The 25,286-nt window shown below is 61.9% G+C and carries 21 protein-coding genes and 2 tRNA genes; 17 read left to right on the forward strand and 6 right to left on the reverse strand.

Going from position 1 to position 25,286, the window contains the following annotated elements:
• The 5 genes from NKJ20_RS18895 to NKJ20_RS18915 all read left to right on the forward strand — a co-directional run.
• On the forward strand, positions 1–215 hold a 215-nt coding region (locus NKJ20_RS18895), incomplete at its 5' end, for a DUF982 domain-containing protein (RefSeq protein WP_502902817.1).
• A gap of 8 nt (positions 216–223) precedes the next feature.
• On the forward strand, positions 224–466 hold the full coding sequence (locus tag NKJ20_RS18900) for a DUF982 domain-containing protein (protein ID WP_352746001.1): 243 nt from the start codon (positions 224–226) through the stop codon (positions 464–466).
• Between the two features lie 406 nt (positions 467–872).
• Positions 873–1,001 carry a hypothetical protein gene (locus NKJ20_RS18905; protein WP_352746004.1) on the forward strand — a complete coding sequence of 43 codons (129 nt, stop codon included), beginning with the start codon at positions 873–875 and terminating at the stop codon, positions 999–1,001.
• Positions 1,002–1,717: 716 nt separating this feature from the next.
• Positions 1,718–2,647 (forward strand): hypothetical protein, encoded by a 930-nt coding sequence (locus tag NKJ20_RS18910; protein WP_352746006.1) that lies wholly within the window; start codon positions 1,718–1,720, stop codon positions 2,645–2,647.
• 336 nt (positions 2,648–2,983) lie between these two features.
• Positions 2,984–3,817: a trypsin-like peptidase domain-containing protein gene (locus tag NKJ20_RS18915; RefSeq protein ID WP_352746008.1), complete on the forward strand. Its 834-nt coding sequence runs from the start codon at positions 2,984–2,986 to the stop codon at positions 3,815–3,817.
• A gap of 363 nt (positions 3,818–4,180) precedes the next feature.
• On the opposite strand, the gene NKJ20_RS18920 is transcribed toward NKJ20_RS18915, so the two are convergent.
• A tRNA-Asn gene (locus tag NKJ20_RS18920) sits at positions 4,181–4,255 on the reverse strand.
• A gap of 220 nt (positions 4,256–4,475) precedes the next feature.
• Between NKJ20_RS18920 and NKJ20_RS18925 the strand changes: the two genes are divergently transcribed.
• Entirely contained in the window at positions 4,476–4,736 is a 261-nt protein-coding gene (locus tag NKJ20_RS18925) for a hypothetical protein (protein WP_023676401.1), read from the forward strand.
• 64 nt (positions 4,737–4,800) lie between these two features.
• On the opposite strand, the gene NKJ20_RS18930 is transcribed toward NKJ20_RS18925, so the two are convergent.
• Positions 4,801–5,001, reverse strand: coding sequence for a hypothetical protein (locus NKJ20_RS18930; RefSeq protein ID WP_352746011.1), 201 nt, complete (start codon positions 4,999–5,001; stop codon positions 4,801–4,803).
• A 217-nt stretch (positions 5,002–5,218) separates the two neighbouring features.
• Between NKJ20_RS18930 and NKJ20_RS18935 the strand changes: the two genes are divergently transcribed.
• The 8 genes from NKJ20_RS18935 (at position 5,219) to NKJ20_RS18970 (ending at position 16,330) form a co-directional block, all read left to right on the forward strand.
• Positions 5,219–5,292 (forward strand) — tRNA-Cys (locus tag NKJ20_RS18935).
• Between the two features lie 89 nt (positions 5,293–5,381).
• Positions 5,382–6,050 carry a protein-L-isoaspartate O-methyltransferase family protein gene (locus NKJ20_RS18940; RefSeq protein WP_352451401.1) on the forward strand — a complete coding sequence of 223 codons (669 nt, stop codon included), beginning with the start codon at positions 5,382–5,384 and terminating at the stop codon, positions 6,048–6,050.
• Positions 6,051–6,236: 186 nt separating this feature from the next.
• Positions 6,237–7,628, forward strand: coding sequence for a TolC family outer membrane protein (locus NKJ20_RS18945; RefSeq protein WP_352746014.1), 1,392 nt, complete (start codon positions 6,237–6,239; stop codon positions 7,626–7,628).
• Between the two features lie 199 nt (positions 7,629–7,827).
• Positions 7,828–8,688, forward strand: a complete 861-nt coding sequence (locus NKJ20_RS18950) for a DUF2497 domain-containing protein (protein WP_352451399.1) — start codon at positions 7,828–7,830, stop codon at positions 8,686–8,688.
• A gap of 385 nt (positions 8,689–9,073) precedes the next feature.
• Entirely contained in the window at positions 9,074–11,857 is a 2,784-nt protein-coding gene (locus NKJ20_RS18955; protein ID WP_352746018.1) for a valine--tRNA ligase, read from the forward strand.
• Positions 11,858–12,282: 425 nt separating this feature from the next.
• On the forward strand, positions 12,283–13,503 hold the full coding sequence (locus NKJ20_RS18960; protein WP_352744678.1) for an OmpP1/FadL family transporter: 1,221 nt from the start codon (positions 12,283–12,285) through the stop codon (positions 13,501–13,503).
• A 279-nt stretch (positions 13,504–13,782) separates the two neighbouring features.
• Positions 13,783–15,507, forward strand: coding sequence for a dihydroxy-acid dehydratase (gene ilvD, locus NKJ20_RS18965; RefSeq protein WP_352746020.1), 1,725 nt, complete (start codon positions 13,783–13,785; stop codon positions 15,505–15,507).
• Positions 15,494–16,330, forward strand: coding sequence for a tetratricopeptide repeat protein (locus tag NKJ20_RS18970; protein WP_023678939.1), 837 nt, complete (start codon positions 15,494–15,496; stop codon positions 16,328–16,330). Before ilvD ends, NKJ20_RS18970 begins: the two co-directional genes overlap by 14 nt.
• Before the next feature lie 24 nt (positions 16,331–16,354).
• Here NKJ20_RS18970 and NKJ20_RS18975 read toward each other — a convergent pair whose 3' ends face one another.
• The 4 genes from NKJ20_RS18975 to erpA all read right to left on the reverse strand — a co-directional run bounded on the left by NKJ20_RS18975 (position 16,355) and on the right by erpA (position 18,314).
• A complete protein-coding gene (locus tag NKJ20_RS18975) occupies positions 16,355–16,672 on the reverse strand; it encodes a hypothetical protein (protein ID WP_352454507.1) in 318 nt (105 codons plus the stop codon).
• A gap of 77 nt (positions 16,673–16,749) precedes the next feature.
• Complete coding sequence (gene xth, locus NKJ20_RS18980) at positions 16,750–17,544, reverse strand: exodeoxyribonuclease III (protein WP_023678937.1); 795 nt, start codon at positions 17,542–17,544, stop codon at positions 16,750–16,752.
• Positions 17,545–17,574: 30 nt separating this feature from the next.
• On the reverse strand, positions 17,575–17,964 hold the full coding sequence (locus NKJ20_RS18985) for a VOC family protein (protein WP_352451394.1): 390 nt from the start codon (positions 17,962–17,964) through the stop codon (positions 17,575–17,577).
• Positions 17,965–17,966: 2 nt separating this feature from the next.
• A complete protein-coding gene (gene erpA, locus NKJ20_RS18990) occupies positions 17,967–18,314 on the reverse strand; it encodes an iron-sulfur cluster insertion protein ErpA (RefSeq protein ID WP_254818314.1) in 348 nt (115 codons plus the stop codon).
• 73 nt (positions 18,315–18,387) lie between these two features.
• Here erpA and NKJ20_RS18995 point away from each other — a divergent pair, with 73 nt between their 5' ends.
• The 3 genes from NKJ20_RS18995 to NKJ20_RS19005 all read left to right on the forward strand — a co-directional run bounded on the left by NKJ20_RS18995 (position 18,388) and on the right by NKJ20_RS19005 (position 25,187).
• A complete protein-coding gene (locus NKJ20_RS18995; protein ID WP_352539736.1) occupies positions 18,388–19,602 on the forward strand; it encodes a deoxyguanosinetriphosphate triphosphohydrolase in 1,215 nt (404 codons plus the stop codon).
• Between the two features lie 61 nt (positions 19,603–19,663).
• Positions 19,664–21,421, forward strand: a complete 1,758-nt coding sequence (argS, locus tag NKJ20_RS19000; protein WP_352746023.1) for an arginine--tRNA ligase — start codon at positions 19,664–19,666, stop codon at positions 21,419–21,421.
• Between the two features lie 103 nt (positions 21,422–21,524).
• On the forward strand, positions 21,525–25,187 hold the full coding sequence (locus NKJ20_RS19005) for an SPOR domain-containing protein (protein WP_352746024.1): 3,663 nt from the start codon (positions 21,525–21,527) through the stop codon (positions 25,185–25,187).
• Positions 25,188–25,286 lie beyond the last annotated feature (99 nt).

The following is a 25,286-nucleotide window of genomic DNA, read 5'->3' on the forward strand; positions in this document are numbered from 1 at the left end:
ACGTGAAGACGAAACGTCCGGGCATTCGCAATGGGGTCAGCCACGTCGAGGGAGCCGCCGAGGAACTCATGGGGTGGGACACAAACGGCCCGAAGTGGACCAAGGCGGTCCAATCCTGCGTCGATGCGTTCGAGGGCAAAGCCTCCCCCCAAGAGGTCCGTGAAGCCTTTGTGGCGGCTGCCAAGGAGGCCAACGTGTATCTCTCCCCTGAGTAGGAGGTATCATGGCAACCCATTGGTTCGTCCCTCCGGTGTTCGTGAAGACTGAAACCGGCGTCAGGCATGGCTGCAACAATGCGAGGGCAGCCCTTGAGCAGCTCAAGACGTGGACCCGGAGAGGACCTCGCTGGCACAAGGCGGTGACCCTCTGCCTGTCAGATCTGGAGGGCGATCCGATTGACCCTCAGGTGGTACGAAAGGCCTTTGAGGCTGCCGCTAAGGAAGCCAAGATGTATCTCTCCCCGTAGGAGGAGGAGAAATTTCTCCCAAAGATTCAGTCCTTTATTCAGTACGATTCGAACATTGATTTTTCCGTGGAGTGACCAATAAAATTGCCACTTGGGTTCTCGCTGAGGTGGGAGGATGATCTGGCCGCGAGGGACTTGTAGGATTAGCTCGTGAACAAGGTGTTTGGCCGTCACCTTGTCGGGTCGACACTGCGTGCAAACGTTCATACGAGGCTCCGTAAAAGACACTATCGCAGCGGTGCGCCGAGACGGGCCATATCTGAAGGAAACTGACTGCGAGCTGGTGGAGCTTATTGTCAATGTTGCCCCAGCCTTTGGCCTATTTGTTGGGTTCGATCTTCGCGAATAACACATGGCAACCCATTGGTTCTCCCCTCCGGTCCCTGTGAGAACTGAGCGCGCCGGTATGACCCGGAACGTGAACAACGTCGAGGCAGCCGGCCAGGAGATGATGAAGTGGACCAAGCGTGGCCCCAAATGGAACCGAGCGGTGCGCGTCTGCATCGCCGTGATCGCCAACGAAGATGGAACCTGAGGAGGCACGGAAGGCGTTCCTGGCTGCTGCCGAGGTAGCTAAGATGCTCGCTGCTCCCGGGGTGCGGTGATCCTCGCGCAATGTCGCATAACGTCAATTGCTTTTCGAATTGAATTATTTCAACCTCGCATTGCAGGAACGGGCGATGCTTGGGTCGAGATCGCGAAACATTGAGGGGGCAATTTTTGAACCGCATTTTGATTACACTCGGCGCGGCAGTCTGCGTCATATCTTCGGCGGCTTCAGCCGGACAGGGAGAGCAGCAAAACATTAACTTCCTGGCTCGGATGCCCGACGCCAAGTTGAACTTGGCCGCTACGATGGCAGGTAACGTCATCGGTGTTAGGCAAAGATGCCGGGCGCTGAGGCCAACCGAAGATGGGAAGGCCATTATAGCCGTTACAGTCCTTTTGTACGACGGTCTGGATAAACACCTGACACCCAATCGACCTAAGTTCAAGAGGGCCATCCGCGCCTATGAGGCCGCTTTGAACAAAGCGGTGCGGCGTAGGGATGATTGCCAGACTGAGAAGGCCAAGTACCCGAGACTCTACCGGTAGATAGCTGTCAGGGGGCATTGGTTACGGTCTGGACTAATAAACAGGCGGATCTCCTGTGTCCCTGTGCCCCCTCGGCTACACCCTGAGGAGAACTTCAGGGGAGCCAGAATCGGGGATGTAATGTAGATTGCCCTCAATAGAGTTTCGCGGGGGACCATGGCGCAATCAAGCGGGTATTTCGGATGCACTGATAAAGACGGAAAGGGCCAAGGGATATGGCATTTCGATGGAACAGTCGCGACACTAGTCGGCGTCTCAAAACCGCTCAATAACGAGTCCGCGCACGTCGCGCTTCCTTCGGGGGAAGACCTCTTCGACGCTGTCGGAGCAAAATTGGCGCGGCTTATTCCACAGTCGGCGCCCTTCTCCTTTGAACGTACGCACCTCAGACCGGGTGAGTACTATCCCCGCATGGCCAGAGTGGTTGACCAGCACGTTGGGGTCCCAAATCCGGTTTATCATTGTCCGGGGTCGAAGACGGTAGAGTCCCAGCTTGCGATCATGCGCGGGCAGCTAGTTTCGCTCACGCACAAGCTAACTGAGATTTGCCAAACGGTTCACCCCTCGCCATCGAACTTCAAAGTTTACGGGCACGAGGTAAGAAACCTTCTCATTCTTGCCTGCACAGAGGTGGAGATGCACTGGCGCGGTGTGCTTGAGGCAAATGGACTGTCGGGCAAATTCACCACGCTAAATTATGTCGCCCTTCAAAGTGCAATGCGGCTGGGTGAGTTTGGAATTTTGCTTCCATACTACCCATGGATGAAGGAGGTGAGACCCTTTGAGGGTTGGGACAGCGCGCGCCCGACGGAGTCACTACCTTGGTATCGGGCATACAACGCAGTGAAGCATGATCGCGAAGGAAGTTTTGAAGAGGGGACCCTGTCTCACGCTATCGATGCTGTCGTTGCCTGCGCCGTCATGCTGATCGCCCAATTTGGAAAGATGGAAGCATTTCGTTGGCGTTCAGAGTTTGGCTACTTCTTTCAAGTGGCATCTAAGCCGAACTGGAAGATCTCGGAATCGTACATCCACCCTTATGACGGTCATTCGTCGGGGCTGACGCCAGTGCTGTATCCGTTCTAAGAAAAGGAATTGGCGGTTCTCCCGGGGCTTCGGCTTTTGCCGAGAGACAAAGTGAATGGCCGAAATCGGATTTACAACCGAGCCTATGCAAGCGGTAGCAAAATAGGGGGCGAGAAAGTGGTGATTACACCACCTATTTCAATACTGAAATCATTGTGGTCTCGCCGATCAGATGGACAGTGGGGCGTCACTGATCTTAGAGGTCTCGAATTGACGCCTAAGCCGGGTTTCGATTCTGACTATTTCACATTTGGGGGCGACATTGAACTTCTGACCTCCACCCCGAGCCGGAACATACATGAAGCTCTGGCTTCTTTAGGTCCGGCAGACTTTCTCATGAAGCAGAGTATCGTTCCTGTCGTTGCCTGGAGGGAGGGCGACGATTTTATTCGGTGTATCGGGACCGGTTCCGTTATTAGTTGCTCTGGCTACGTCATGACCGCAGCCCACATTCTCATGGATCCTTTCGACAGCGGCTACGGTGCGACGCGCCAGGCGAACCAGATGGTCTTCGCAGAGACGCTAAATTTCGGTGTCATCGTCCCCTATAGCCCTGCCTACGGGACGCGCGGATTTAGGTACTTTTCCTTTCAGAAATACTGGCTATGGGGCCACTGGAAGGAAAGTCCCCTCGTCTATGAGAAGGATAGGTTTGAGTACTCGACAGACATTGCGATCTGCAAAATCGCAGAGATGCCCCACGGCGCTGCGCATCAACCCCTGAGTTTGTCGTTGAACCCATTCATACCGGGCGAAGCAGCGTACTCGCTGGGCTATGCGGAAATGAACGACATTCCCTTGGACTACGGTAAGGGCGGAATGGTCATCAAAGAGTTCGAAATGGACCTATTCGTCTCTGTAGGTGAAGTGATGCGAGTATTTCCGGAGAACCATTTGCAGAAAGACGTATCCACCCCGGGACCCTGCTTCGATTTCAACGCAAAAATTCCTGGCAAAATGAGCGGAGCGCCTATTTTTGGCGCCCAAGGAGCGGTCATTCGTGGTGCCGTCAGTCGGAGCTTTTCAGGCGAGCGGCATGCGTTTGGCGCGATGCTAGGGCCCGCGATGCATTTACCCCTCGATGAACCGCAAATCACCGGCCGGACACTCCGGACCCTAATGGACACAGGAAACGAGGGCATGGCTCAAGTGCAGGGGGCGGGTCTGTAGCCTGTGGTTCAGAGCCTGCCGCGTCTGTTGCTGCCTTGTTCCTGCAGCAACGGCACTTCGGCCCCTGCATGGATGGTTTGTGCGGAAAGGTGATCTGCGTGACGGCTTCTCGCGATTCGGCATGAACCTTCGGATAATTTTTCAGGGCTTCCTGTTCGATGGCGCCAAGCGGGACGAGATGTTCCCGTTTGCCCAAAATTGCCCGAAGCTCCTCGGGGATTTTGCGCCTGTAGCGCCAACCTGCCTTGCCACGTTTCACGTCAATCTTCATGCTCAAGGTACCCCGCAGCGTATCTCGCGGTGTATCTCTGGGGAAGCGGAAACCGTTGCAATCCTTGGGTTTCAAGACTTTTCTGGATTAAGTGGCTCCCCGGGCCGGATTCGAACCAGCGACCAACCGGTTAACAGCCGGTTGCTCTACCACTGAGCTACCGGGGAACAGAGGCTCTCATGTGAGTGGGGCAGCCTATAGCAAACCCGTTTCGGCTTTGCAAAGAAGCATTTCGCATTTTTTCGGTGCTTTTTGGCGCAGGGCTTGCTGGCAATGGCCGGCGAGCGCCCTCATATGAGCTGTCTCTCGCCTGTCACGGAACAGAAAAGGCCGTTGCGGCTTTCTCCGGCTGATGGTGCTACTGATGCAAACGGATCGACATTTCACATGACGGCAATGAGCGACGAACAGCCACCGGCCCGGAAAATCTCGGTCTTCGGCCGCCAGTTCACCATGCCGCGCTCGCGCGGCCTCAGGATTGCGATCGGCGTTGTGCTGATCATCGGCGGCATTCTCGGCTTCCTGCCGATCCTGGGTTTCTGGATGGTACCGATCGGACTGCTGGTGCTCTCCTACGAATTTGCCCTGGTGCGTCGTCATCGGCGCCGCTTCGTCGTCTGGTGGGAGCGACGGCGCCGGCCTGACTGAGATTGCCCCGCTGACGGCCGCCAGCCTGCCATATGTCGGCGAGCGGCGTCGTCCGCCCATACGTTTACCGAGGTTGGTCGAAGCAGCTCTCCAGACGTTCGCAAAGCTCCTTGAGAACGGCGGTAGCCGATGCCAGCCGCGCCCGGTCGCGCGGCGGCAGGCTGTTTGCGCCTTCTATGCTGAGGCGGTCGATGGCATAGCGCACAAGCTCTGCAGACTGCGACAATCCGCGCGACGTGCCGTCCTTCGTACCTGCTCGACGCATGGCGGAGCCTCCTCTTTGCCCAACGTGGCCGCCGGTTTCGGGTTCCCGTCGCCCAGAATCATGCTTAACGATAAGCTAATATGTTATTGCTAATATGGGCATTGCGTTGATAAGGCAGGGCATGGAATGTCGAGGAACCGTTGGGAATGCATGGTGGCCGCTTGACGGCATTTTCGCCGCAACCTATTGGAGCCGGGTGGAACGCCGGGAGCAATGAGGCCTCGTGGCGGAGTGGTTACGCAGAGGACTGCAAATCCTTGCACCCCGGTTCGATTCCGGGCGAGGCCTCCAATGCCCGAGCTCCCGCGCGTCAGCGCCAGGGGGCTTCAGTTCCGGTCGAAACAGCCGCGGCCTTTGCGCGGCAAGCGGATGGTTGGAACATGAGCGCTGATTTTGCCGAACGCCGGGTGAAGATGGTCGACGGCCAGATCCGCACCACCGACGTGACCAGCGCACCGCTGCTCGAGGCGATGCTTGTCGTGCCGCGCGAGGCCTTTGTCGGCGCCGGCCAGCGTGACCTTGCCTATATCGACGAGGACATCCGCATCGCCGATACGGCCGATGGCCCGCGCTATCTGATGGAGCCGTCGCCATTGGCCAAGCTGATGCAACTGGCCGATATCGGCCCAAGCGATTCGGCACTCGATGTCGGCTGCGGCACCGGCTATGCGGCGGCGATCCTGTCGCGGCTGGCAAGGTCCGTGGTGGCGCTGGAAAGCGATCCGGCGCTGGCCGAGACCGCCACTTCGACGCTTGCGGCGCTGGGTTGCGGCAATGTCACCGTGGTCCACGGGCCGCTGCCGCAAGGCCATGCCGCCAAGGCACCTTACGACGTGATCCTGATCGGCGGCAGCGTCGGGGAGGTGTCGGCGGCGCTGTTCGACCAGCTTGCCGAAGGCGGCCGACTCGTCGCCGTGGAGGGGCAGGGCAATTCGGGCGTAGCCCGGCTTTTTTTTAAGACTGGAGGGGTTGTAACGGGAAGACGCGCATTTAATGCGGCAATTAAGCCACTACCGGGATTCGAACGCATTCCCGCCTTCGAATTCTGAGTGATTTTGCCTTGCAGCGAAGGCGCTGTCATGATCGCTTGCGTTTGAACAATCGTTGCTGATCTGCATAACCGGGCGTTTCTGGGGGCTTTCAGCGGGGGAACGATAAAAAACGCGGCGCCGGCTGATCAGAAGGAGAAGCCAGCGTGGCGCAGTTCCCGTGCAAAACGAATGAGGGAATATAACGTGCCGTCTGTACGCAAGTTGCTTTTTACCGCTGTCCTCGTTTCGGCGACAGCGCTGTCTCCAATGGCCGCCTCGGCCGAAACCATTCTCGGGGCCCTTTCAAAGGCCTACCAAAACAATTCCTCGCTCAATTCTTCACGCGCCGGCGTTCGCGTCACCGACGAGGGCGTCGCCATCGCCAAGTCGGGCTGGCGCCCGACCATCACCGGTTCCGCGAGCATCGATTATACCGCCAGCCACAGCAACCGGTTGCACCGAAACATCTCGTTGACCACCGGCAACTTCGGCGTCGAGATCGACCAGACGCTGTTTGACGGTTTTCAGACCAGGAACAATGTGGCGGCCGCCGAATCGCGGGTCCGCGCTTCGTTCGAAAGCCTGCGCAACGCCGAAGAAAACACTCTTTTCAACGCGGCAAGCGCCTACATGGACGTTATCCGCGACCGCCAGGTCGCCGTGCTGACCGAACAGAATCTGCAATTCCTGACCGAGCAGGCGCGTGCGGCGCGTTCGCGCTTCGAGGTCGGCGAAGGTACGCGCACCGACGTCGCGCAAGCCGACGCCCAGCGTGCCTCCGCGGTGGCGCAGTTGAGCGCCGCCCGCGCGACGGCGCTGGCAAGCGCTGCGACCTATCGCCAGATCGTCGGCGACGAGCCGGGCAGGCTCAGGCCGGCTTCGCCGGTGTCGAAGCTGTTGCCGTCGAGCCTCGATGCGGCGATCGCGATCGCATCGGCCGAGCATCCGGCCATCCTCGCCACCGCGCATCTGGTCGACGCGGCGGGGTTTTCGGTGAAGTCGGCAGAGGGCGCGTTGCTGCCGCAACTATCGGCGTCGGCGGGTGTTTCGAGCGCCTATCGCGGCACCGCGCCCGGCTCGCTCTCCTCGACACAGGATGGCGTAACCAATTCGGCGAACATCGGCGCGACATTGACGATACCGATCTATTCCGGCGGCCGGACCTCGGCATTGGTTCGCCAATCAAAGGAATCACTTAGCCAGGCCCGTATCGAGGTCGATGTCAGCCGCGACACCGTGCGCCAGGCGGTGACCTCGGCATGGTCGCAATACACCGCCGCGCAGCAAAGCGTCACGGCCAACCGGCAGGTGGTCGCCGCCGCGCAGCTTGCCCTGAACGGCGTCATCGAAGAGCGCAATGTCGGCCAGCGCACCACGCTCGACGTGCTCAACGCGCAGGCGACCCTCATCACCGCCAAGATCAATCTTGTCAGCGCCGAACGTGACGTGGTGGTGGCGAGCTATGCCATCCTCTCGGCGGTTGGCCATTTGTCGGCAGACCGCCTTGCGCTCAACGTGACGAAGTACAGGCCCGAAGAGCATTACAACGCCGTCAAGGACAAGTGGATCGGCCTGCGCACGCCGGACGGCCGCTGATCGCCAAGCCGTGTTTTCAGCCCGCGCTCGAACGACGCGCGGGCTTTCAACTCCCGACCCTAATCTGTTGAAATCCGAGATGTCGCCAGATTGGGGATTCTCGCAAGCCGTTCCGTCGGTTACGCTGTTGCCATGATTCGAATCCGGCATTGCCGGACAGGAAATCTGAGAACGAGTCACAAGGGCGGCGGATGTGACGATGGCGACGGCAAGCAGCGTACAGCGCGAACCTTCCATGGAAGAAATACTGGCTTCCATCAGAAGGATCATCGAGGACAGCGATACCGGCCGCAAGCAGCCGGGCGACGCGGACGAGCTGCGCCAGGATCTGCAACCGGCGCCGGCAGCAGCGGAGGGGGATGCGTTCCGCTCCGAACTGCGCGGCGGACTGGAGATCGCCAAGCCGGCCACGCGCGCCGAGGTGCAGCCAGCGGCCGCGCCGGTCATTGAGCGCCAGGAAACGCCGCTGCGTCCCGGCCCGATACAAGCAGCGGTGACGCTGGCTGAGGTGAACGCCGCTCCCGAACCGCCCGCAAAGCCGGATCGGCCTGCGACAGCCAAGGCTGCCGAGACGACCGACACCATCATCGCCGATTGGCGGCGCGAGATCGCCGCGGTCGGCGACGCGATGGCCAAGCCGGAGCGCGCCGAGCCACTCCGGACGCCGGACGCCGAGCCGAAAGCCGAGGTTTTCGAGAACGAGGCGACTGCTGGACCTGTGCCGGAGCCTTCGGAAATTGGGCCGGAGCTTTCGGAAAGCGGCCCGGAATCTTCGAAAATCGGCCCGGAATCGTCGAAAATCGGATTGGCGCGTCCGGCGGCCAGCGAGGCGCCGCCCGCACGTCCGGCAATCCTTTCGGAGCATACGGGCCGGCAGGTTGCCGCCGCCTTCGGCGAGCTTTCCGACGCGTTTGCCAGCCGCAGCAAGAAGACTTTCGACGAGATGGCCGAGGAGATGCTGCGGCCCATGCTGCAGGACTGGCTGGACAACAACCTTCCGACGCTGGTCGAGCGGCTGGTGCGCGAGGAAATCGAGCGCGTCGCGCGCGGCGCGCAGTAGCAATTCGGAGAGCCGCCAATGGGCGGCGCTCGACCGGCGAATTGTCGAAGTCGGCGCTGCCCCTCATCCGCCTGCCGGCACCTCCTCCTGTATAGTGACGGGGAGAAGGGGTTGACCGCAATTTAGGCGCCTTTTCCGCAACGTTCGTGATTGGCGAGAGCTTCAGTACAGGCGTCTTTCTCCCCGTCACTATACGGGGAGAAATGCCCGGCAGGGCAATGAGGGGCAGCGCAAACCTGAAGCGATTGCCGTGCAACATTCAGTTCCGCGAGTTGCACCGAACCATCACGGCGCTATCTATCGGCCATGCCCTTGCGGTTGACTTGGCAACAACCTTCCGATTTACACCGGACCACAAATTCCGGACAGCGCGGACCGTTTTCCCATGCTCGAAAAGACCTACGACGCCAAAGCCGTCGAGCCGAAGATTGCCAGGATCTGGGAAGAGGCCGACGCCTTTCGGGCCGGTGCCGGGGCCGAGGAGGGGGCTGAAGCCTTCACCATCGTCATCCCGCCGCCGAATGTCACCGGCTCGCTGCATATGGGTCATGCGCTCAACAACACGCTGCAGGACATTCTGGTGCGCTTCGAGCGCATGCGCGGCAAGAACGTGCTGTGGCAGCCGGGGATGGACCATGCCGGCATCGCCACGCAGATGGTGGTCGAGCGCCAGCTGATGCAAAATCAGATCCACCGCCGCGACCTGACGCGCGATGAGTTCATCGACAAGGTGTGGGAATGGAAGGCAGAATCCGGCGGCGCCATCCTCAACCAGCTGAAGCGGCTCGGGGCCTCGGCCGACTGGAGCCGGGAGCGCTTCACCATGGACGAGGGCCTGTCCAAGGCCGTGCTCGAAGTGTTCGTGACGCTCTACAAGGAAGGGCTGATCTACAAGGACAAGCGCCTTGTGAACTGGGACCCAAAGCTGTTGACCGCCATCTCGGATCTCGAGGTCGAGCAGCAGGAAGTCAACGGCAACCTCTGGCACTTCCGCTATCCAGTCGAAGGCATGACCTTCGATCCGGAAAATCCGAAGACCTTCATCACCGTTGCGACGACCCGCCCGGAGACGATGCTGGGTGATACGGCTGTCGCCGTCCACCCCGACGACGAACGTTTCCGGCATCTTGTCGGCAAGAACCTCATCCTGCCGATCGTCGGCCGCAGGATCCCGGTGGTGGCGGACGAGTATTCCGATCCCGAAAAAGGCAGTGGTGCGGTCAAGATCACGCCGGCGCATGACTTCAACGATTTCGAGGTCGGCAAGCGCCACCGGCTGCCGGCGGTCAACATCCTTACCGTCAATGCGGCGGTGAGCCTCAAGGACAATGAGGACTTTCTCGCCGGACTGGACGTGACGCCGGAGCGCCAGGCCGTCTGGGACAGCCTCGACGGCCTCGACCGTTTCGATGCGCGCAAGAAGATCGTCGAGCTGATGCAGGCGGGCGGCTTTCTCGAGAAGGTCGAGCCGCATCGCCACGCCGTGCCGCATGGCGACCGCGGCGGCGTGCCGATCGAGCCGTTTCTGACCGACCAGTGGTATGTCAATGCGGCGGAACTGGCCAAGCCGGCGATCGCCTCGGTTCGCGAGAGCCGTACCAATTTCGTGCCCAAAAACTGGGAAAAGACCTATTTCGACTGGATGGAAAACATCCAGCCCTGGTGCATTTCGCGCCAGCTCTGGTGGGGTCACCAGATCCCTGCCTGGTACGGGCCGGACGGGCATGTCTTTGTCGAAAAGACCGAGGAAGAGGCGCTCGGTGCCGCCATCGAATATTATCTGGCGCTGGAAGGGCCGTGGAAGGCCTGGGTCGAGGACAAGCTTGAGAATTTCCAGCCTGGCGAGATCCTGACCCGCGACGAGGACGTGCTCGACACATGGTTCTCGTCGGCGCTGTGGCCGTTCTCGACGCTTGGCTGGCCGGACCAGACGCGGGAGCTGAAGACCTATTACCCGACCGACGTGCTGGTGACCGGTTTCGACATCATCTTCTTCTGGGTCGCCCGCATGATGATGATGGGCCTGCATTTCATGGATCAGGAGCCGTTTCATACCGTCTATGTCCATGCTCTGGTTCGCGACAAGAACGGGCAGAAGATGTCGAAGTCGAAAGGCAACGTCATCGATCCGCTCGAGCTCATCGACGAATACGGCGCCGATGCGCTGCGCTTCACCTTGACTGTGATGGCAGCGCAAGGGCGCGACGTTAAGCTCGATCCGGCCCGCATTGCCGGTTATCGCAATTTCGGCACCAAGCTGTGGAACGCGACGCGCTTCGCCGAGATGAACGAAGTGGCGCGCGACGACGATTTCTGGCTGCAGGACGCCAAGCTGGCGGTCAACCGCTGGATCTTGACGGAGCTGACGCGAGCCGCGCGGGACATAACGGACGGTATCACCTCATACCGCTTCAACGAGGCGGCGGGTGCCGCCTACCGGTTCGTCTGGAACCAGTTCTGCGACTGGTACCTGGAACTGCTGAAGCCGGTGTTCATGGGCACCGACGAGGCCGCCAAGGCCGAGAGCAGGGCATGCGTCGCCTTCGTACTCGACGAGATCTACAAGCTGCTGCATCCGATGATGCCGTTCATGACCGAGGAACTGTGGGCCGAAACCGCCGGCGAGGGCAGGCAACGGCAATCGCTGCTTTGTCATGCGGCATGGCCGTCGCCCGACTTCGAGGACGAGGCGGCCGCCGCCGACATCAACTGGCTGGTCGACCTTGTCTCCGGCATCCGCTCGGTGCGTTCGGAGATGAACGTGCCGCCGGCGGCTATCGCACCGCTCGTGGTGATCGGCGCCAACGACGCGACACACGAAAGGCTCGAGCGTCAGGGCTCGGCTATCAAGCGTCTGGCGCGGGTCGGCGACATCTCGCTCGCCGAGGCGCCACCGAGGGGATCCGCCCAGATCGTGGTCAACGAGGCGACGATCTGCCTGCCGCTCGGCAGCCTGATCGACCTTGCCGCCGAGGCAGCGCGCCTGCACAAGGAGCTTGCGAAGGTGACCGAGGAAATAGCGCGGCTCTACAAGAAGCTGTCCAACGAGAAATTCGTCGCCAACGCGCCGGAAGAGGTGGTGGAGGCCGAGCGTGAAAAACTCGCCGAATATCGCGAGGCGCAAGAGAAGCTTTCGGTGGCATTGGCGCGGGTGCGCGATGCCGGTTGATCGAACAGATTGGGCCGGTTGATCGAACAGATTGGGCCGGCTGATCAAACAAATTGGGCCTGTTGGCCGCAATAGATTCGCCGGTCACGAATCTGCCTTCCAGACAGGCCGCCTGCCACGAAAACGGGCATTCCGCAGCGTAAATCTTGAGGCAAACTGAATGTTTTTGCCCCATTGTTGCCGTAATGTAACAATGGCTGACTGGGCACGCAAAATGCCCTGTTTTGTAGTGATTTAGGGGTTTTTCCCGAGTTTTCTCGTCGATCTGTATTGTGGCGGCCATTTTCCCGCCTCGGTAAGAAGGCCGACACCTTGTCGGAAATGCGTTCAGCCAAGGTGTACATGTACGCACGGCGAATTCGTTGTTGCGCCGTTAACCTGAATTGGTTCTAGCTTGATGCAAGGATATTTCGGGGAGGAGATTCATGTGTTATTCGCGTCTGAAAGTGCTGCTGGGCGCGGGGGCTTTTTCGCTGGCTTTGGCTGGGACGGTGCAAGCCGGGGGCTTTGACCGGGGCGGCGTCAACATCGACCAGCTGTTCGACGCGGCGCCATATTCGTTCGACGCAGGCGTCACCTATGTTTCGCCACAGCGCAAACTCAAGAATGTGCAGCGTCTCGATGGCTCGGGTTTGTCGACATCGGCGGTGGACGTTGGTGGCGATTATGCGGTGCCGCATGTCGGCATCAAGGCCAACATCTTTGAGCCCGTAGACTGTCTTGCCACCTATACGAGACCGTATGGTGCGGACGCGAATTTCGGCATGAACAACGCCTATTCGCCGACAGCGGTCAAATACGCCGTCGACACAGACGATTTCGGTCTCACCTGCTCCTACAAGGTGAACGTCGGCAAGGGCGCCATACGATTCATCGGCGGTGTCTCCTACCAGCAGGTCGACGCGTTTCTGTCCCGCCAGACACTGCTCGCCTTCGGCAATACCGGCCTCGGCGTATTCAAGCTATCCGACGAGGCATGGGGTTGGCGTGCGGGCGCCGCCTATGAGATCCCCGAGATCGCCCTGCGCGCCAGCCTGATGTACTCTTCAAGCTACAAATATGACGGGCTGTCGGGAACCGTCGACACTACCGGCTTCAGGGGCGCCTTTCCGGCGGATCTGATTCCCGGCTCTACCGGCGTGTACCCAGTCTCGGCGTCAGCTGAGATACCTCAGGCTCTGGAATTCAAGCTGCAGAGCGGCATAGCTCCTGGCTGGCTGGCCTTTGGTTCCATCCGCTGGCAGGAGTGGAGCAAGCTTGGCGTCATTGCCATCAATGGCGTGCGCAGTCCGGTAACCGGTTTGCCCTCGCCCGTTTCATTCGACCTGCTGTATCGCGACGGCTGGACGGTCACGGGCGGTATCGGGCACAAGTTCACCGATCAATTGTCGGGCGTGGTTTCGCTGACCTGGGATCGCGGCACCTCGACGACCTCCGGCTATCAGTCGGATACCTGGGCCGTTGCCAGCGGCGTCTCCTATTCGCCGAACGACCAGATCGAGGTCAGGCTCGGCGGCTCGATCGGTGTGCTGACGAGCGGGTCATCGACTTTCAGCGGTGTCGGCGACGTGGCAAATGCCGTTACCTATACCTACGGCAACGACCTGCTTCTCGCTGGTTCGGCTTCCGTCAAGATCAAGTTCTAACTATTAAATTTTAAACGACAAAACGGCCGGGCACTGCCCGGCCGTTGGTTGGATGCGTGGCGTCCGGCATTCGGCCGGCGCAACAATTGTCCCCATGATGTTCGCTTCTGTAATTGTGACGTTTTGGCAACAGTTTCTGAACAACCCTCGCGTCGCCCGGCCGCCCGGGAACATTGCCTATTTCCCGCCATAAACCCGGCGCACCTCGAACCTGTCTCGGGACATGCGCCAAAAGGCTAGGCGAAGAGGCAGGCCGCACCGCCCGCGGCAAGGACGAGTATGGACGCCAGAGCGATCTCCAAGGCCAAGCTGCCGAGCCGCCACGTGACCGTTGGTCCCGAGCGGGCGCCGCATCGCTCCTACCTTTATGCTATGGGGCTGTCGGCGGCCGAGATCGCGCAGCCTCTGGTCGGTGTCGCCAGCTGCTGGAACGAGGCCGCGCCCTGCAACATCTCGCTGATGCGCCAGGCGCAAGTGGTCAAGAAGGGCGTGGCGGCCGCCAACGGCACGCCACGCGAATTCTGCACCATCACCGTCACCGACGGCATCGCCATGGGTCATCAGGGCATGAAGTCGTCGCTGGTGTCGCGCGAGGTCATCGCCGACTCGGTCGAGCTCACCATGCGCGGCCATTGCTACGATGCGCTGGTTGGATTGGCCGGTTGCGACAAGTCGCTGCCCGGCATGATGATGGCCATGGTGCGCCTCAACGTACCGTCGATCTTCATCTATGGCGGCTCGATACTGCCCGGCAGCTACCGTGGCCGGCAGATCACCGTGCAGGACGTGTTCGAGGCGGTCGGCCAGCATTCGGTCGGCACGATCGGCGACGCCGAGCTGCTCGAGATCGAGCAAGCCGCCTGTCCGTCGGCCGGCTCCTGCGGCGCCCAGTTCACCGCCAATACCATGGCCACCGTCGCTGAGGCGATCGGCCTGGCGCTGCCCTATTCCTGCGGCGCGCCGGCACCCTACGAGATGCGCGACCGCTTCAATTTCGCTTCCGGCGAAAAGATCATGGAGCTGATCGCAAGGAACATCCGCCCGCGCGACATCGTTACTATAGAAGCGTTGGAAAATGCCGCGACCGTGGTCTCAGCCACCGGCGGCTCGACCAACGCGGCGCTGCATCTGCCGGCGATCGCGCACGAGGCCGGGATAAAGTTCGATCTTTTCGACGTGGCCAAGATATTCGAGAAAACACCCTACATCGCCGACCTCAAGCCGGGCGGCAAATACGTCGCCAAGGACATGTTCGAGGCTGGCGGCATTCCGCTCTTGATGAAGACGCTGCTCGACCATGGCTATCTTCATCGCGATTGCCTGACGGTGACCGGCCGCACTTTGGCCGAAAATATGGAACATGTTTCCTGGAATGACAGCCAGGATGTGGTCCGTCCCGCCAACAGGCCGATTACCCAGACCGGCGGGGTCGTGGGCTTGAAGGGTAACCTTGCCCCCGAAGGCGCGATCGTGAAGGTCGCTGGTATGGCGGAGCTCAAATTCTCGGGTCCGGCACGCTGCTTCGATTCGGAAGAGGAATGTTTCGAGGCTGTTACGCATCGCAACTATAGCGAAGGCGAGGTTCTCGTCATCCGTTACGAGGGTCCGCGCGGCGGCCCGGGCATGCGCGAAATGCTGTCGACGACGGCGGCTCTCTACGGCCAGGGCATGGGCGGCAAGGTGGCGCTCATCACCGACGGGCGTTTTTCGGGCGCGACGCGCGGTTTCTGCATCGGCCATGTCGGGCCGGAAGCGGCTGTCGGCGGCCCGATCGGGCTGCTTAGGGATGGCGACTTGATCTCGATCGATGCGGTGAACGGCACGATCGAGGTTGCATTGTCCAAAGCCGAACTGGCTGCGAGGGCAAAGGCATGGAAGGCGCGCACGACCGACTATCAGTCGGGCGCGATCTGGAAATACGCACAGACGGTCGGATCTGCCCGCGACGGCGCGGTCACCCATCCCGGCGGTGCCAAAGAAACACACTGCTATGCGGACATCTGAGTTGTTGAGGTCGTCTGTCCTTTCGGCACTGGTTGCGCTCGCCACGTTTGGCGCGACCTTGGGCGCCGTCGGCCAGGCCATGGCCTTCGACGACAAGGTGTTCGACGACAAGACCGGCGTGAAGCCGCAGTCGAGCCCTTGGGCGGTGTTCCAGTTCGGCTTTTCCGCCTACAAGAACGGCCATAAGGAGCAGGCTGCGGAAGCGTATAAATATGCCGCGGAGAACGGCCAGATCGGCGCCACCTGGAAGCTTGCGCGCATGTATGCCGAAGGCGATGGCGTGGCGCGAGACGACTACGCGGCGTTCAAGTTCTTCAGCGAGATCGTCGACCAGGATGTCGAGCCCGGTTCGCCCGAGGAAAGCTATGTTTCGGACGCGCTGGTGGCGCTTGGCGACTATCTGAGGAAGGGCATTCCCGGCAGCCCCGTCGAGGAGAACGAAGTGGCAGCCCAGGAATATTACATGCGTGCCGCCGCCAACTACCGCAATCCGAACGCCCAGTTCGAGATGGGCCAGATGTTCCTCAAGGGTGAGGGCGGCGTCAAGGCCAGCGTCAAGCAGGCCGGACGCTGGTTCCAGCTGGCGGCCGAAAAGGGCCATGCGGGCGCGCAGGCGACGCTCGGCAACCTGCTTTTCCAAAGCGGCAAGATCGTGCGGGGGCTGGCGATGATGACCGCGGCGCTCGAACGGGCCTCACCTGCCGACCAGCCATGGATCCGCGGCATGCAGGAAGAAGCGTTTGCAGCCGCCGGCGAAGCCGATCGCCGCACCGCGATCTCGCTGGCCGACGACATCCTCACCAAGGGTGGCGGCGACCAGTAGGCCGGCAGAAATTCCGTTTTGAAATCAATTCTCGGTCGGTTCCGCCGGCATGCCGCTGGGCGCCGGTGTTGAGATCGGCGTGCCCTGCAGATGTGGGGCCAGCGTGTTCTCCGGGCAGCCATCCCGCTGCTTTGTCCAGGACGTGTTGTTGAGCACCATCTCGCAACGGGCGAGGTAGCTTTGGCCGGCAAGCGTCAGGCAGGCGACCCGGCCGATCTGGAATGATTTGCCGTTAGCCAGGCACTCTGCATCGGCAAAAGCCGGCGTCGCCACCGCCATCGCAAGCGCGCAGCCGATCGGGCAGAGTGCAAATCGAGTAGTCATGGGAACCCCAGCCACCATGATGATTTCTCATCAAGCGCGCGATTTGTGGCGATAAGAGGTCAACTTATCAATGTGCCGCCGGACAGCAGCTCCGGTCAGGCCGGCTGCAGCGCCAGATCGATCGCCACCGGCACGTGGTCGGAGGGTTTTTCCCAGGCGCGCACCTGTTTTTCGATCGAAGCCGAGGAAAACCAGTTGGCGGCTTCGGGCGACAGAAGCAGGTGGTCGATGCGGATGCCGTTGTTCTTCTGCCAGGCGCCGGCCTGATAGTCCCAGAACGTAAAAATGTCCGGGGCGTCGGTGACGGCACGCACGGCTTCGGTGAAGCCGAGATTCTTCAGCCGCCGGAACGCCTGCCGCGTCGCGGGCTGGAACAGCGCGTCGCTTAGCCAGTTTTCCGGATATTTCGCGTCGATCGGCTCGGGAATGACATTGTAGTCGCCGGCCAGAACCAGCGGCTCTTCCAGTGCAAGCCGCTCCTCGGCCCAGCGCTCAAGTCGCGCCATCCAGGAAAGCTTGTAGGAGAACTTCTTCTCGTCGTCGATCGGGTTGCCGTTCGGCAGATAGATCGAGGCAACGCGCAAGGCGCCCTTGTCGGTCGAGAACACGCCCTCGATAAAACGCGCCTGTTCGTCGGCATCGTCGCCCGGCAAGCCGCGATTGACCTCGTCGAAACGCAGCTTCGACAGGATGGCGACGCCGTTGAAGCCTTTTTGGCCGTAAGTCTCGACATTGTAGCCGAGCGCCTCGATCTCGGCGCGGGGAAACTGCTCGTCGACCGTCTTGATCTCCTGCAGGCAGGCGATGTCGGGCGCGCTTTCCGTCAGCCAATGGGTCAAATTGCCGATGCGGGCGCGAACGCCGTTGATGTTCCAGGTGACGATTTTCATGGCGGCCTCGATAGGCTGGTGATCCGGAGACTAGCTATCCGGTGGATGACGTTCGACAAGGCCGATCGTATTGCCTGCCGGGTCCTTTAGGAAGGCCATCCATTCGCTTTCCCCCGCCTGGCCGAACAGGCCTTCGGTGTCGCGATGGACGAGCGCCGGCGGCGCGGTGAAGGGAACACCGGCGGCCCTTGCCGAAGCGTGGAACTCGTCGAGGCCCGATATGTCGAGATAGACGGTGCCGGCGGGCAGGCCGTCGGTGAAAAGCAGGCGCACGTCACCGGCCATGATAAAGGCGATGCCCGGCGGATCGAAACGCGCATGCAGGTTCATGCCGAGCACTTCGCGCCAGAACGCCAGCGTCGCATCGAGGTCGCGCCCGGCGGAAAGCGCGACCTGACGGACCGCGCCGATGTCGGGCATTTCTAGATCGAGAAGCTGGTGCCGCAGCCGCAGGAGGCGACCGCATTGGGGTTTCTGATCTGGAACGACTGGCCCATCAGATCGTCAACGAAATCGATCACCGAGCCGCCCATATAGACCAGCGACAGGTCGTCGATCAGCACGGTGGCGCCGTCCTTTTCGATGGCGACGTCGTCGTCATTGCGCCTGTCGACCAGGTCGAATTTGTAGGAGAAGCCGGAACAGCCGCCGCCCTCGACCGAAACGCGCAGCGCCGTCTTACCGGCTTCGCTCGCCACAATCTTGGCGATTCGCCTGGCGGCGGCGTCGGTCATCTCGACTTTCATGGCGGTCTTGGCATCAGCGCCCATGGGCGTCACCTTGCTTTCGGTTTCGTATGATAGGTATGAAGCGCGACGGGGCAAGTCAACTGCGGCATACGCTATGACCAACGAGTTGGGCGACATTGGATTCGGCTATCGGCCGCGCGCGGCCTATGCCAGCGACCCGGCGAAGTCGCGCGGGCGGCTGTTCGACGAGGTGGAAAGCCCGACGCGTACGCCGTTCCAGCGCGACCGCGACCGCATCATCCATTCGACGGCGTTCCGCCGGCTCAAGCACAAGACGCAAGTGTTCGTCGCGCACGAAGGCGACCATTACCGCACGAGGCTGACGCATTCGATCGAGGTAGCGCAAATCGCACGCGCTCTGGCGCGGGCGCTGCGCGGCGACGAGGACCTGGCCGAGGCGGTCGCCCTGGTGCACGACTTCGGCCACACGCCCTTCGGCCATACCGGCGAGGACGCGCTGAACGAGAAGATGGCCGCCTGGGGCGGCTTCGACCACAATGCGCAGTCGCTGCGTGTGGTGACGCGGCTGGAGCGGCGCTATGCCGAGTTCGATGGACTGAACCTCACCTGGGAAACGCTGGAGGGGCTGGTCAAGCACAATGGCCCGCTGACCGATGCCAAGGGCAAAGGGCTGAAGGGGCCGGTGCCGCAGGCGATCCGCGACTATTCCGAACTGCACGACCTCGAGCTCGACCGCTTCGCCGGTATCGAGGCGCAGTGCGCGGCGATTGCCGACGACATTGCCTACAACACCCACGACATCGATGACGGCTTGAGGGCAGGGCTGTTGACGCTCGATATGCTGGAGGGCGTCTCGCTGCCGGGGTCGATCCTCAAGGGCGTGCGTCAGCGCTATCCGGCGCTCGATGACGTACGCACCGGCCACGAGCTGATGCGCCGGCAGATCACCATCATGGTCGAGGACGTGATCGTCTCGACGACGGCCAATCTGGCGCGCATCCAGCCCGACAGCGCCGAAGCGGTAAGGGCGGCCGGCGAGACGATGGTGAGCTTCTCCGCCGAGACGGCCGTATCGGAAAAGGAGCTGAAGGCCTTTCTCTACAAGCACCTCTACCGGCATGCGGAGGTCATGCGGGTGCGCGCCGATGCCGACCAGATCGTCAGGGACCTGTTCGACGTCTATTTCGCCGATCCGCGCGCCATGCCGGATGGCTGGCGCGAAGGGCTCGACCGGGCAGAGGACCGCGTCAAGGCGCGCAGTGTTGCCGATTTCCTGGCCGGCATGACGGACACTTATGCGCTCAAGGAACACAGGCGTTTGTTTGACCATACGCCGGATTTGAGCTAGGGCGGGCGCGATTTTGCCGGCCAACGCGCCGGATCCATGCAAAACCGTCAGAGCCATAGCAATGAACATCTTCGCCGATTTCAACGCGCGAATCATAAAGGCCGTCGAAGCGCTTGATTTGAAAGACAAGGATGGCGCGTCGCCGGACCTGTCGCGCATCGCCGTCGAGCCGCCGCGCGATGCCAGCCATGGCGACCTCGCGACCAACGCTGCCATGGTGTTGGCCAAGCCGACCGGCCAGAGCCCGCGTGCGCTGGCCGAAAGGCTGGCCGAGGCGCTGCGCGCCGACGAGGATATCGCGGCCGCCGAGATCGCCGGCCCGGGCTTCGTCAATCTCAGGCTCAAGGACGGCTTCTGGCAGGCGCATCTGACGGCGCTGCTCGGCGAAGGCCGCAATTACGGCCGCTCGACTGTCGGCGGCGGCAAGAAAACCAATGTCGAATATGTCTCGGCCAACCCGACCGGGCCGATGCATGTCGGCCATTGCCGGGGTGCCGTGGTCGGCGACGCGCTGGCCAATCTGATGGCCTTCGCCGGTTATGACGTGACCAAGGAATACGTCATCAACGATGCCGGTTCGCAGATCGACGTGCTCGGACGCTCAGTCATGCTGCGCTACCGCGAAGCGCTCGGCGACGAGATCGGCGACATTCCGCCCGGGCTTTATCCAGGCGATTATCTGATCCCCGTTGGTCAGGCGCTGGCCAGCGAATTCGGCCGCTCCCTGCTGCAGATGCCGGACGAAGAGGCGCTTGCCATCGTCAAGGACAGGACGATCGATGCGATGATGGCGATGATCCGTGAGGATCTGGCGCTGCTCAACGTGCATCACGACGTCTTCTTCTCCGAGCGGACGCTGCATGCGAACAACGCCCGCAAGATACGCTCGGCGATCAGCGACCTGACGCTGAAGGGCCACATCTATAAGGGCAAGCTGCCGCCGCCCAAGGGCGAGAAGCCGGACGACTGGGAGGACCGCGAGCAGACGCTGTTCCGCTCGACGGCAGTCGGAGACGACATGGACCGGGCGCTGGTCAAGTCGGACGGCACCTTCACCTATTTCGCCGCCGATGTCGCTTACCTCAAGGACAAGGTCGATCGCGGCTTCGTCGATCTGATCTATGTGCTTGGCGCCGATCATGGCGGCTACGTGAAGCGGCTGGAAGCGCTTGCCCGGGCGATTGCCGGCGACGAGGTCAAGCTTACCGTGCTGCTTTGCCAGCTGGTGAGGCTGTTTCGCGCCGGCGAGCCGGTGCGTATGTCGAAGCGGTCGGGCGAGTTCGTGACCTTGCGCGAAGTGGTGGAGGAGGTCGGCCGCGACCCGATCCGCTTCATGATGCTCTACCGCAAGAACGACGCGCCGCTCGACTTCGACTTCGCCAAGGTGACCGAGCAGTCGAAGGACAATCCGGTGTTCTACGTGCAGTATGCTTCGGCGCGCTGCCATTCGGTATTCCGGCAGGCGAGCGAGCAATTGGGCGAGGCCATGTTCGACCGCAACCAGCTGGCCGCCGAAGTGGCTTTGCTGACCGATGAGGGGGAGATCGGCCTGATCAGGAAGCTCGCCGAATATCCTCGGCTGATCGAAGCCGCGGCGCTCGCGCTCGAGCCCCACCGGCTGGCATTTTACCTCTACGAACTCGCTTCCAGCTTCCACGGACACTGGAACCGGGGCACCGATAATCCCGACTTACGTTTTGTTAAGGTTAACGACCGACAATTGACGCATGCCAGACTAGGGCTGGTGCAGGCTGTTTCGGATGTTTTGACGTCCGGCCTGACGCTGATCGGAGCCAATGCGCCCACCGAAATGCGTTAGGTTTGAGTAAAAAACCTGTCACCTTTTGCCCACATTGCGCTGGTAAGGGCCAACCCTACGCGACGTCCATGGCGTCCGAATGAGTGCGAGTTCGGGAACAATAATGGCAGACAGAACCCAGCTGAGAGCAGCCGACCACAACGACATCGCCAACGATGATCCGTTCGCGGAACTGACCAGGATCATGGGGTTCGACCCGCGCCAGCCGGTCAAACCGCAAACGCCGGCCCAGCCGAAAACCGCTGCCGCCGAACCGTCGGTGGACGAGGGCGATTTCGAGATCGATCTCGAGAAGGAGTTGATGGGCGAATTCGGCGCCGACGCCAACGACAATGCTTCCCCTGCCAAGCTTCGCGAGCCGACACCCGAACCGGCCGCCGCCGACGAAATGGAGGACGCGCTTGCTGCCTCGTTCGAACAGAATTTCGCGTTCGACGACAGTGCGGCGGATGACGCTGCTCCTGTTGCGGCCGCTCCTGTTGCCGACGAAATTGCCTCCGGCCCCGAAAGGGCGTTCGCTCCCGCCGTCGAGCCGGAACTCGACGACGAGTTCGATAACGCCGTCGCCGGCTCGCTCGAAGACGTGTCGCCGTTCGAGGACGACCTTTCGAGTGACGACGAACTTGCCGCCTCGCTCGACCAGGATTTTCGGCACGACGACGGTGTGACGGCCAAGATCGCGGTGACCGGCGAGGATGAACCCAGGGCCGCAGCCGAGGCGATCGAGCCGGTCGACGAGCCCGCCTTCGACGATGAGTTCGACAGCGCCGTGGCAAGTTCGCTCGAAGACGAGCTGATGCTCGAAGAGCATGAGCCGATGGAGCAGACCGTCGCCGTTGAAACCGCCGCGCAAGCGGCCGCGTTCGATGACGAGTTCGACGATGCCGTTGCAAACTCGCTCGAAGACGAGCTGATGTTCGACGAGCATGAGCCGGCGGAAAACGTCGCCGTCCCGGCATCGCCGGTTGAGGCGGCCGATGAGGATCTTGCCGGCCATTTCGATGATGCCATGGCCGATGTCGACATGGACTTCGACGTTCGCCCGAACGAGCCTGCCGAAATCGAAGAACCAGAGTTTATCGAAGAGCGGTCGATTGAAGAGCCAGAGGCCGCCCGGCTTTCCGGCACGGCCGCTGAAGCGGCGTTCGACGACGATTTCGATCTGAGCTTCGACGATGCGCCTGCCGAGGAAGCCGAAGAGCCCGTGGCGCAAGGTGCGGCCGAACCAGTGGCGCCGGCCGCTGTCGTCCCGACGGCCCCAGTGGCTGAGGAACGCAGCCTGGAAGACGAACTGAACGCGCTGCTCGGTGCGATGAGCACACGGCCGGCACAAGCGGTCAACGAACCTCAGACAAGCCCGCAGACTGCCCAGCAGCCTGCCCAGAAGCCCGTGATGGCTGTTCAGCAGCCCATTGCGCCGGTAATTCAGAAGCCAGCAGTGGCTGCTGAACAGCCAATGGCGGCGGTCAAAGACGTCGCCAACGAACCGGTGCATGCTGTCGACGAGCTGGATTGGGAACTCGACGAGCACGAGCCCGCTGAGCCGCCGCAGTCCAGTGCCGCCGATGACGCCGATCTTGGCAGTGTCCTCCTCGATGAGCTTGAAGGCGAGAATTTCGGTGTTGAAGCCGCTGCCGGACCTGCGGATGATCTAGACAGCGATGCGCTCGATGCCGACTTCGCCAGGAACATCGGCCTGGATCATGACTCGGCCGACAAGAGTGCGGCAGCTGCTGCCGAAGAAGACCCGCTCGATGCGCTGAACTGGCTGACGACACGCGCCACGCCGCCCGAGCCGGCCCGCTCGTGGAGCCGCGTGACGCCGGTCGCACAGCCTCAGCCTGCCTTTGCAAGCCAGCCGGTGGCTTCGGCGCGTCCGGCACCACCGCCGCAGCCGGCTGCAACGCCGTCCTATCGGGCCGCACCGGTCGAAGAGAGGCCGTCCTATGAAGGCCAGGCATCCCGTGAAGATAGGTCATCCTATGAAGATCGGCCCGCCTACGTGGAAGCTGCACCAACCTCGCATCAACAGCCTTCCGCCTATGACGAGATGCCCGATGTCGAGACGGTCGACGTGCCCGAGCGCGTCGTGGCGCTGGCGGACGATCTCGACATTCCGGAGCTCAACTTCGACGATGACGAGCCGGTGGCGCCCGCCTACGACGATCTCGATGCCGATTTTGCCAGCCTTCTCACCGAAATGAATGCAACGGATATAGCGCCTGCCCCGGTGCGCAGTGCTGGCTATGACGATGAATACGATGCCGGCTTCGCGTCTGGCTACAAGCAAGATCGTAGCGAGACGCGCGCCTATGGCGCCAAGCCTGCGGAAGCCCCCGTCAGCGCGGCGGCCGCTTCCTATGCCGATGCAGCGGACGGTTTCGATCTGGGCCCATCGCCTGGCGGCCAGCCGGTTTCGCAAGCCGACGATTTCACCTTCGATGAGCTCGACTACGATCCCGAACTGGACGAGGAGATGTCGGTTCCGGGCCTTGCCGAACGCGGAGCCGAAAGGCAGCCGCGCAGGCGCGGGCTGCTGATAGGAGCGGTGGTCGGCGCCGTGGCGATCGCCGGAGGCCTTGGCGCCTTTGCGTTGACCCTCGGCGGCAAGAGCGGCGGCGATGCGCCGGTTATCGTCAAGGCCGACAACAGGCCGATCAAGATCAAGCCGGAAAATCCAGGCGGCACCGTGGTGCCGAACCAGGACAACAAGGTCTATGACGCTGTGGTCAAGGGCGCCAAGCCCGCCGAGCCGGTTCAGCAGAAGCTGGTCACCAACACCGAAGAGCCCGTGGACCTGAAGGCCAACGAACCGGAGAGCCGCGTCGTCGATCTTTCGCCCAATGACCCCGATGCCGCAGACGATATCGACGCGCCCGGCGCCGTGGCGTCCGACACCGACGGGTCTGGCACCAATGCGCCCGGCACTAACGCGCCTGACTCCAGCGCGCTTGGCGCCAGTGCGGCTGGCGCTACCGAAACCGCCGCCGCACCGGCGCCCAAGTCCGAGGATCGCATCGCGCAGGTTCTGCAGGAGGCCGAGAAGGGTGCAAGCCCCGAGATCGTCGCCGTTGCGCCGCGCAAGGTACGGACCATGGTCGTGAAACCTGACGGCTCGCTGGTGGCGCGCGAGGATCCGGCGCCTGCCGCCCCGCAGATGGCTGCTGCCGAGCCGGCCGATCCGGCGCCGCAGCACGTGGCTCCGGCCGCCCAGGCCGACGCCGCGGCGCAGACCGGCACCGTGCCCCTGATCGACCAAATAACAAGCGATCCGAAGATTGGCGACCAGCCGAGTGGCGATCAGGCGAGCGGCGATCAGGCCGAAACCTCCAAGCTGCAGCCGGCGCCCAAGCCCGACACAAAGGCTGAAGCCAAGGCCCAGGCGTCAGCCAGCAAGCAGTCCGCCAGCACCCCGGCCACGGTTCCGGTGGCGCCGCAGCGCCCGTCCGACCAGCCGGTCGACGTGGTCGGCGAGGTCAAGCCCGATCAGGTCGCTTCCATCGATCCGGCCGCGGCCGGGGCTGGTTCGTGGTCGATACAGATCGCTTCGCAGCCGACAGTCGAAAGCGCCCAGGCGACTTACCAGGATCTGCAGCGCCGCTACGGCAGCGTGCTTTCCGGCCGCACCGCCAACATCGTCAAGGCCGAGATCGCCGGCAAGGGCACCTTCTACCGCGTCCGCGTTCCGGCGCAGTCTCGCAACGAGGCTATCAAACTGTGCACCAGCTACAAGGCTGCCGGCGGCAATTGCTTCGTGTCCCACTAGGCACCAAAACCTCTCGAAAAGCCGGCGTCCGCGCCGGCTTTTTTGCGTGAACGGAAACCACTGAAGGCAATTGCGGGCGATTCCCTTTGTCGGCGCGAA

This window comes from Mesorhizobium sp. M0185 (assembly GCF_040322175.1).
Taxonomy (GTDB): domain Bacteria; phylum Pseudomonadota; class Alphaproteobacteria; order Rhizobiales; family Rhizobiaceae; genus Mesorhizobium.

Coding starts and splice junctions, on each gene's coding strand:
- NKJ20_RS18900 (WP_352746001.1), top strand. CDS start 224: ATGGCAACCCATTGGTTCGTCCCTCCGGTGTTCGTGAAGACTGAAACC.
- NKJ20_RS18905 (WP_352746004.1), top strand. CDS start 873: ATGACCCGGAACGTGAACAACGTCGAGGCAGCCGGCCAGGAGATGATG.
- NKJ20_RS18910 (WP_352746006.1), top strand. CDS start 1,718: ATGGCGCAATCAAGCGGGTATTTCGGATGCACTGATAAAGACGGAAAG.
- NKJ20_RS18915 (WP_352746008.1), top strand. CDS start 2,984: ATGAAGCAGAGTATCGTTCCTGTCGTTGCCTGGAGGGAGGGCGACGAT.
- NKJ20_RS18925 (WP_023676401.1), top strand. CDS start 4,476: ATGACGGCAATGAGCGACGAACAGCCACCGGCCCGGAAAATCTCGGTC.
- NKJ20_RS18930 (WP_352746011.1), bottom strand. CDS start 5,001: ATGCGTCGAGCAGGTACGAAGGACGGCACGTCGCGCGGATTGTCGCAG.
- NKJ20_RS18940 (WP_352451401.1), top strand. CDS start 5,382: ATGAGCGCTGATTTTGCCGAACGCCGGGTGAAGATGGTCGACGGCCAG.
- NKJ20_RS18950 (WP_352451399.1), top strand. CDS start 7,828: ATGGCGACGGCAAGCAGCGTACAGCGCGAACCTTCCATGGAAGAAATA.
- NKJ20_RS18955 (WP_352746018.1), top strand. CDS start 9,074: ATGCTCGAAAAGACCTACGACGCCAAAGCCGTCGAGCCGAAGATTGCC.
- NKJ20_RS18960 (WP_352744678.1), top strand. CDS start 12,283: ATGTGTTATTCGCGTCTGAAAGTGCTGCTGGGCGCGGGGGCTTTTTCG.
- ilvD (WP_352746020.1), top strand. CDS start 13,783: ATGGACGCCAGAGCGATCTCCAAGGCCAAGCTGCCGAGCCGCCACGTG.
- NKJ20_RS18970 (WP_023678939.1), top strand. CDS start 15,494: ATGCGGACATCTGAGTTGTTGAGGTCGTCTGTCCTTTCGGCACTGGTT.
- NKJ20_RS18975 (WP_352454507.1), bottom strand. CDS start 16,672: ATGGTGGCTGGGGTTCCCATGACTACTCGATTTGCACTCTGCCCGATC.
- xth (WP_023678937.1), bottom strand. CDS start 17,544: ATGAAAATCGTCACCTGGAACATCAACGGCGTTCGCGCCCGCATCGGC.
- NKJ20_RS18985 (WP_352451394.1), bottom strand. CDS start 17,964: ATGCCCGACATCGGCGCGGTCCGTCAGGTCGCGCTTTCCGCCGGGCGC.
- erpA (WP_254818314.1), bottom strand. CDS start 18,314: ATGGGCGCTGATGCCAAGACCGCCATGAAAGTCGAGATGACCGACGCC.
- NKJ20_RS18995 (WP_352539736.1), top strand. CDS start 18,388: ATGACCAACGAGTTGGGCGACATTGGATTCGGCTATCGGCCGCGCGCG.
- argS (WP_352746023.1), top strand. CDS start 19,664: ATGAACATCTTCGCCGATTTCAACGCGCGAATCATAAAGGCCGTCGAA.
- NKJ20_RS19005 (WP_352746024.1), top strand. CDS start 21,525: ATGGCAGACAGAACCCAGCTGAGAGCAGCCGACCACAACGACATCGCC.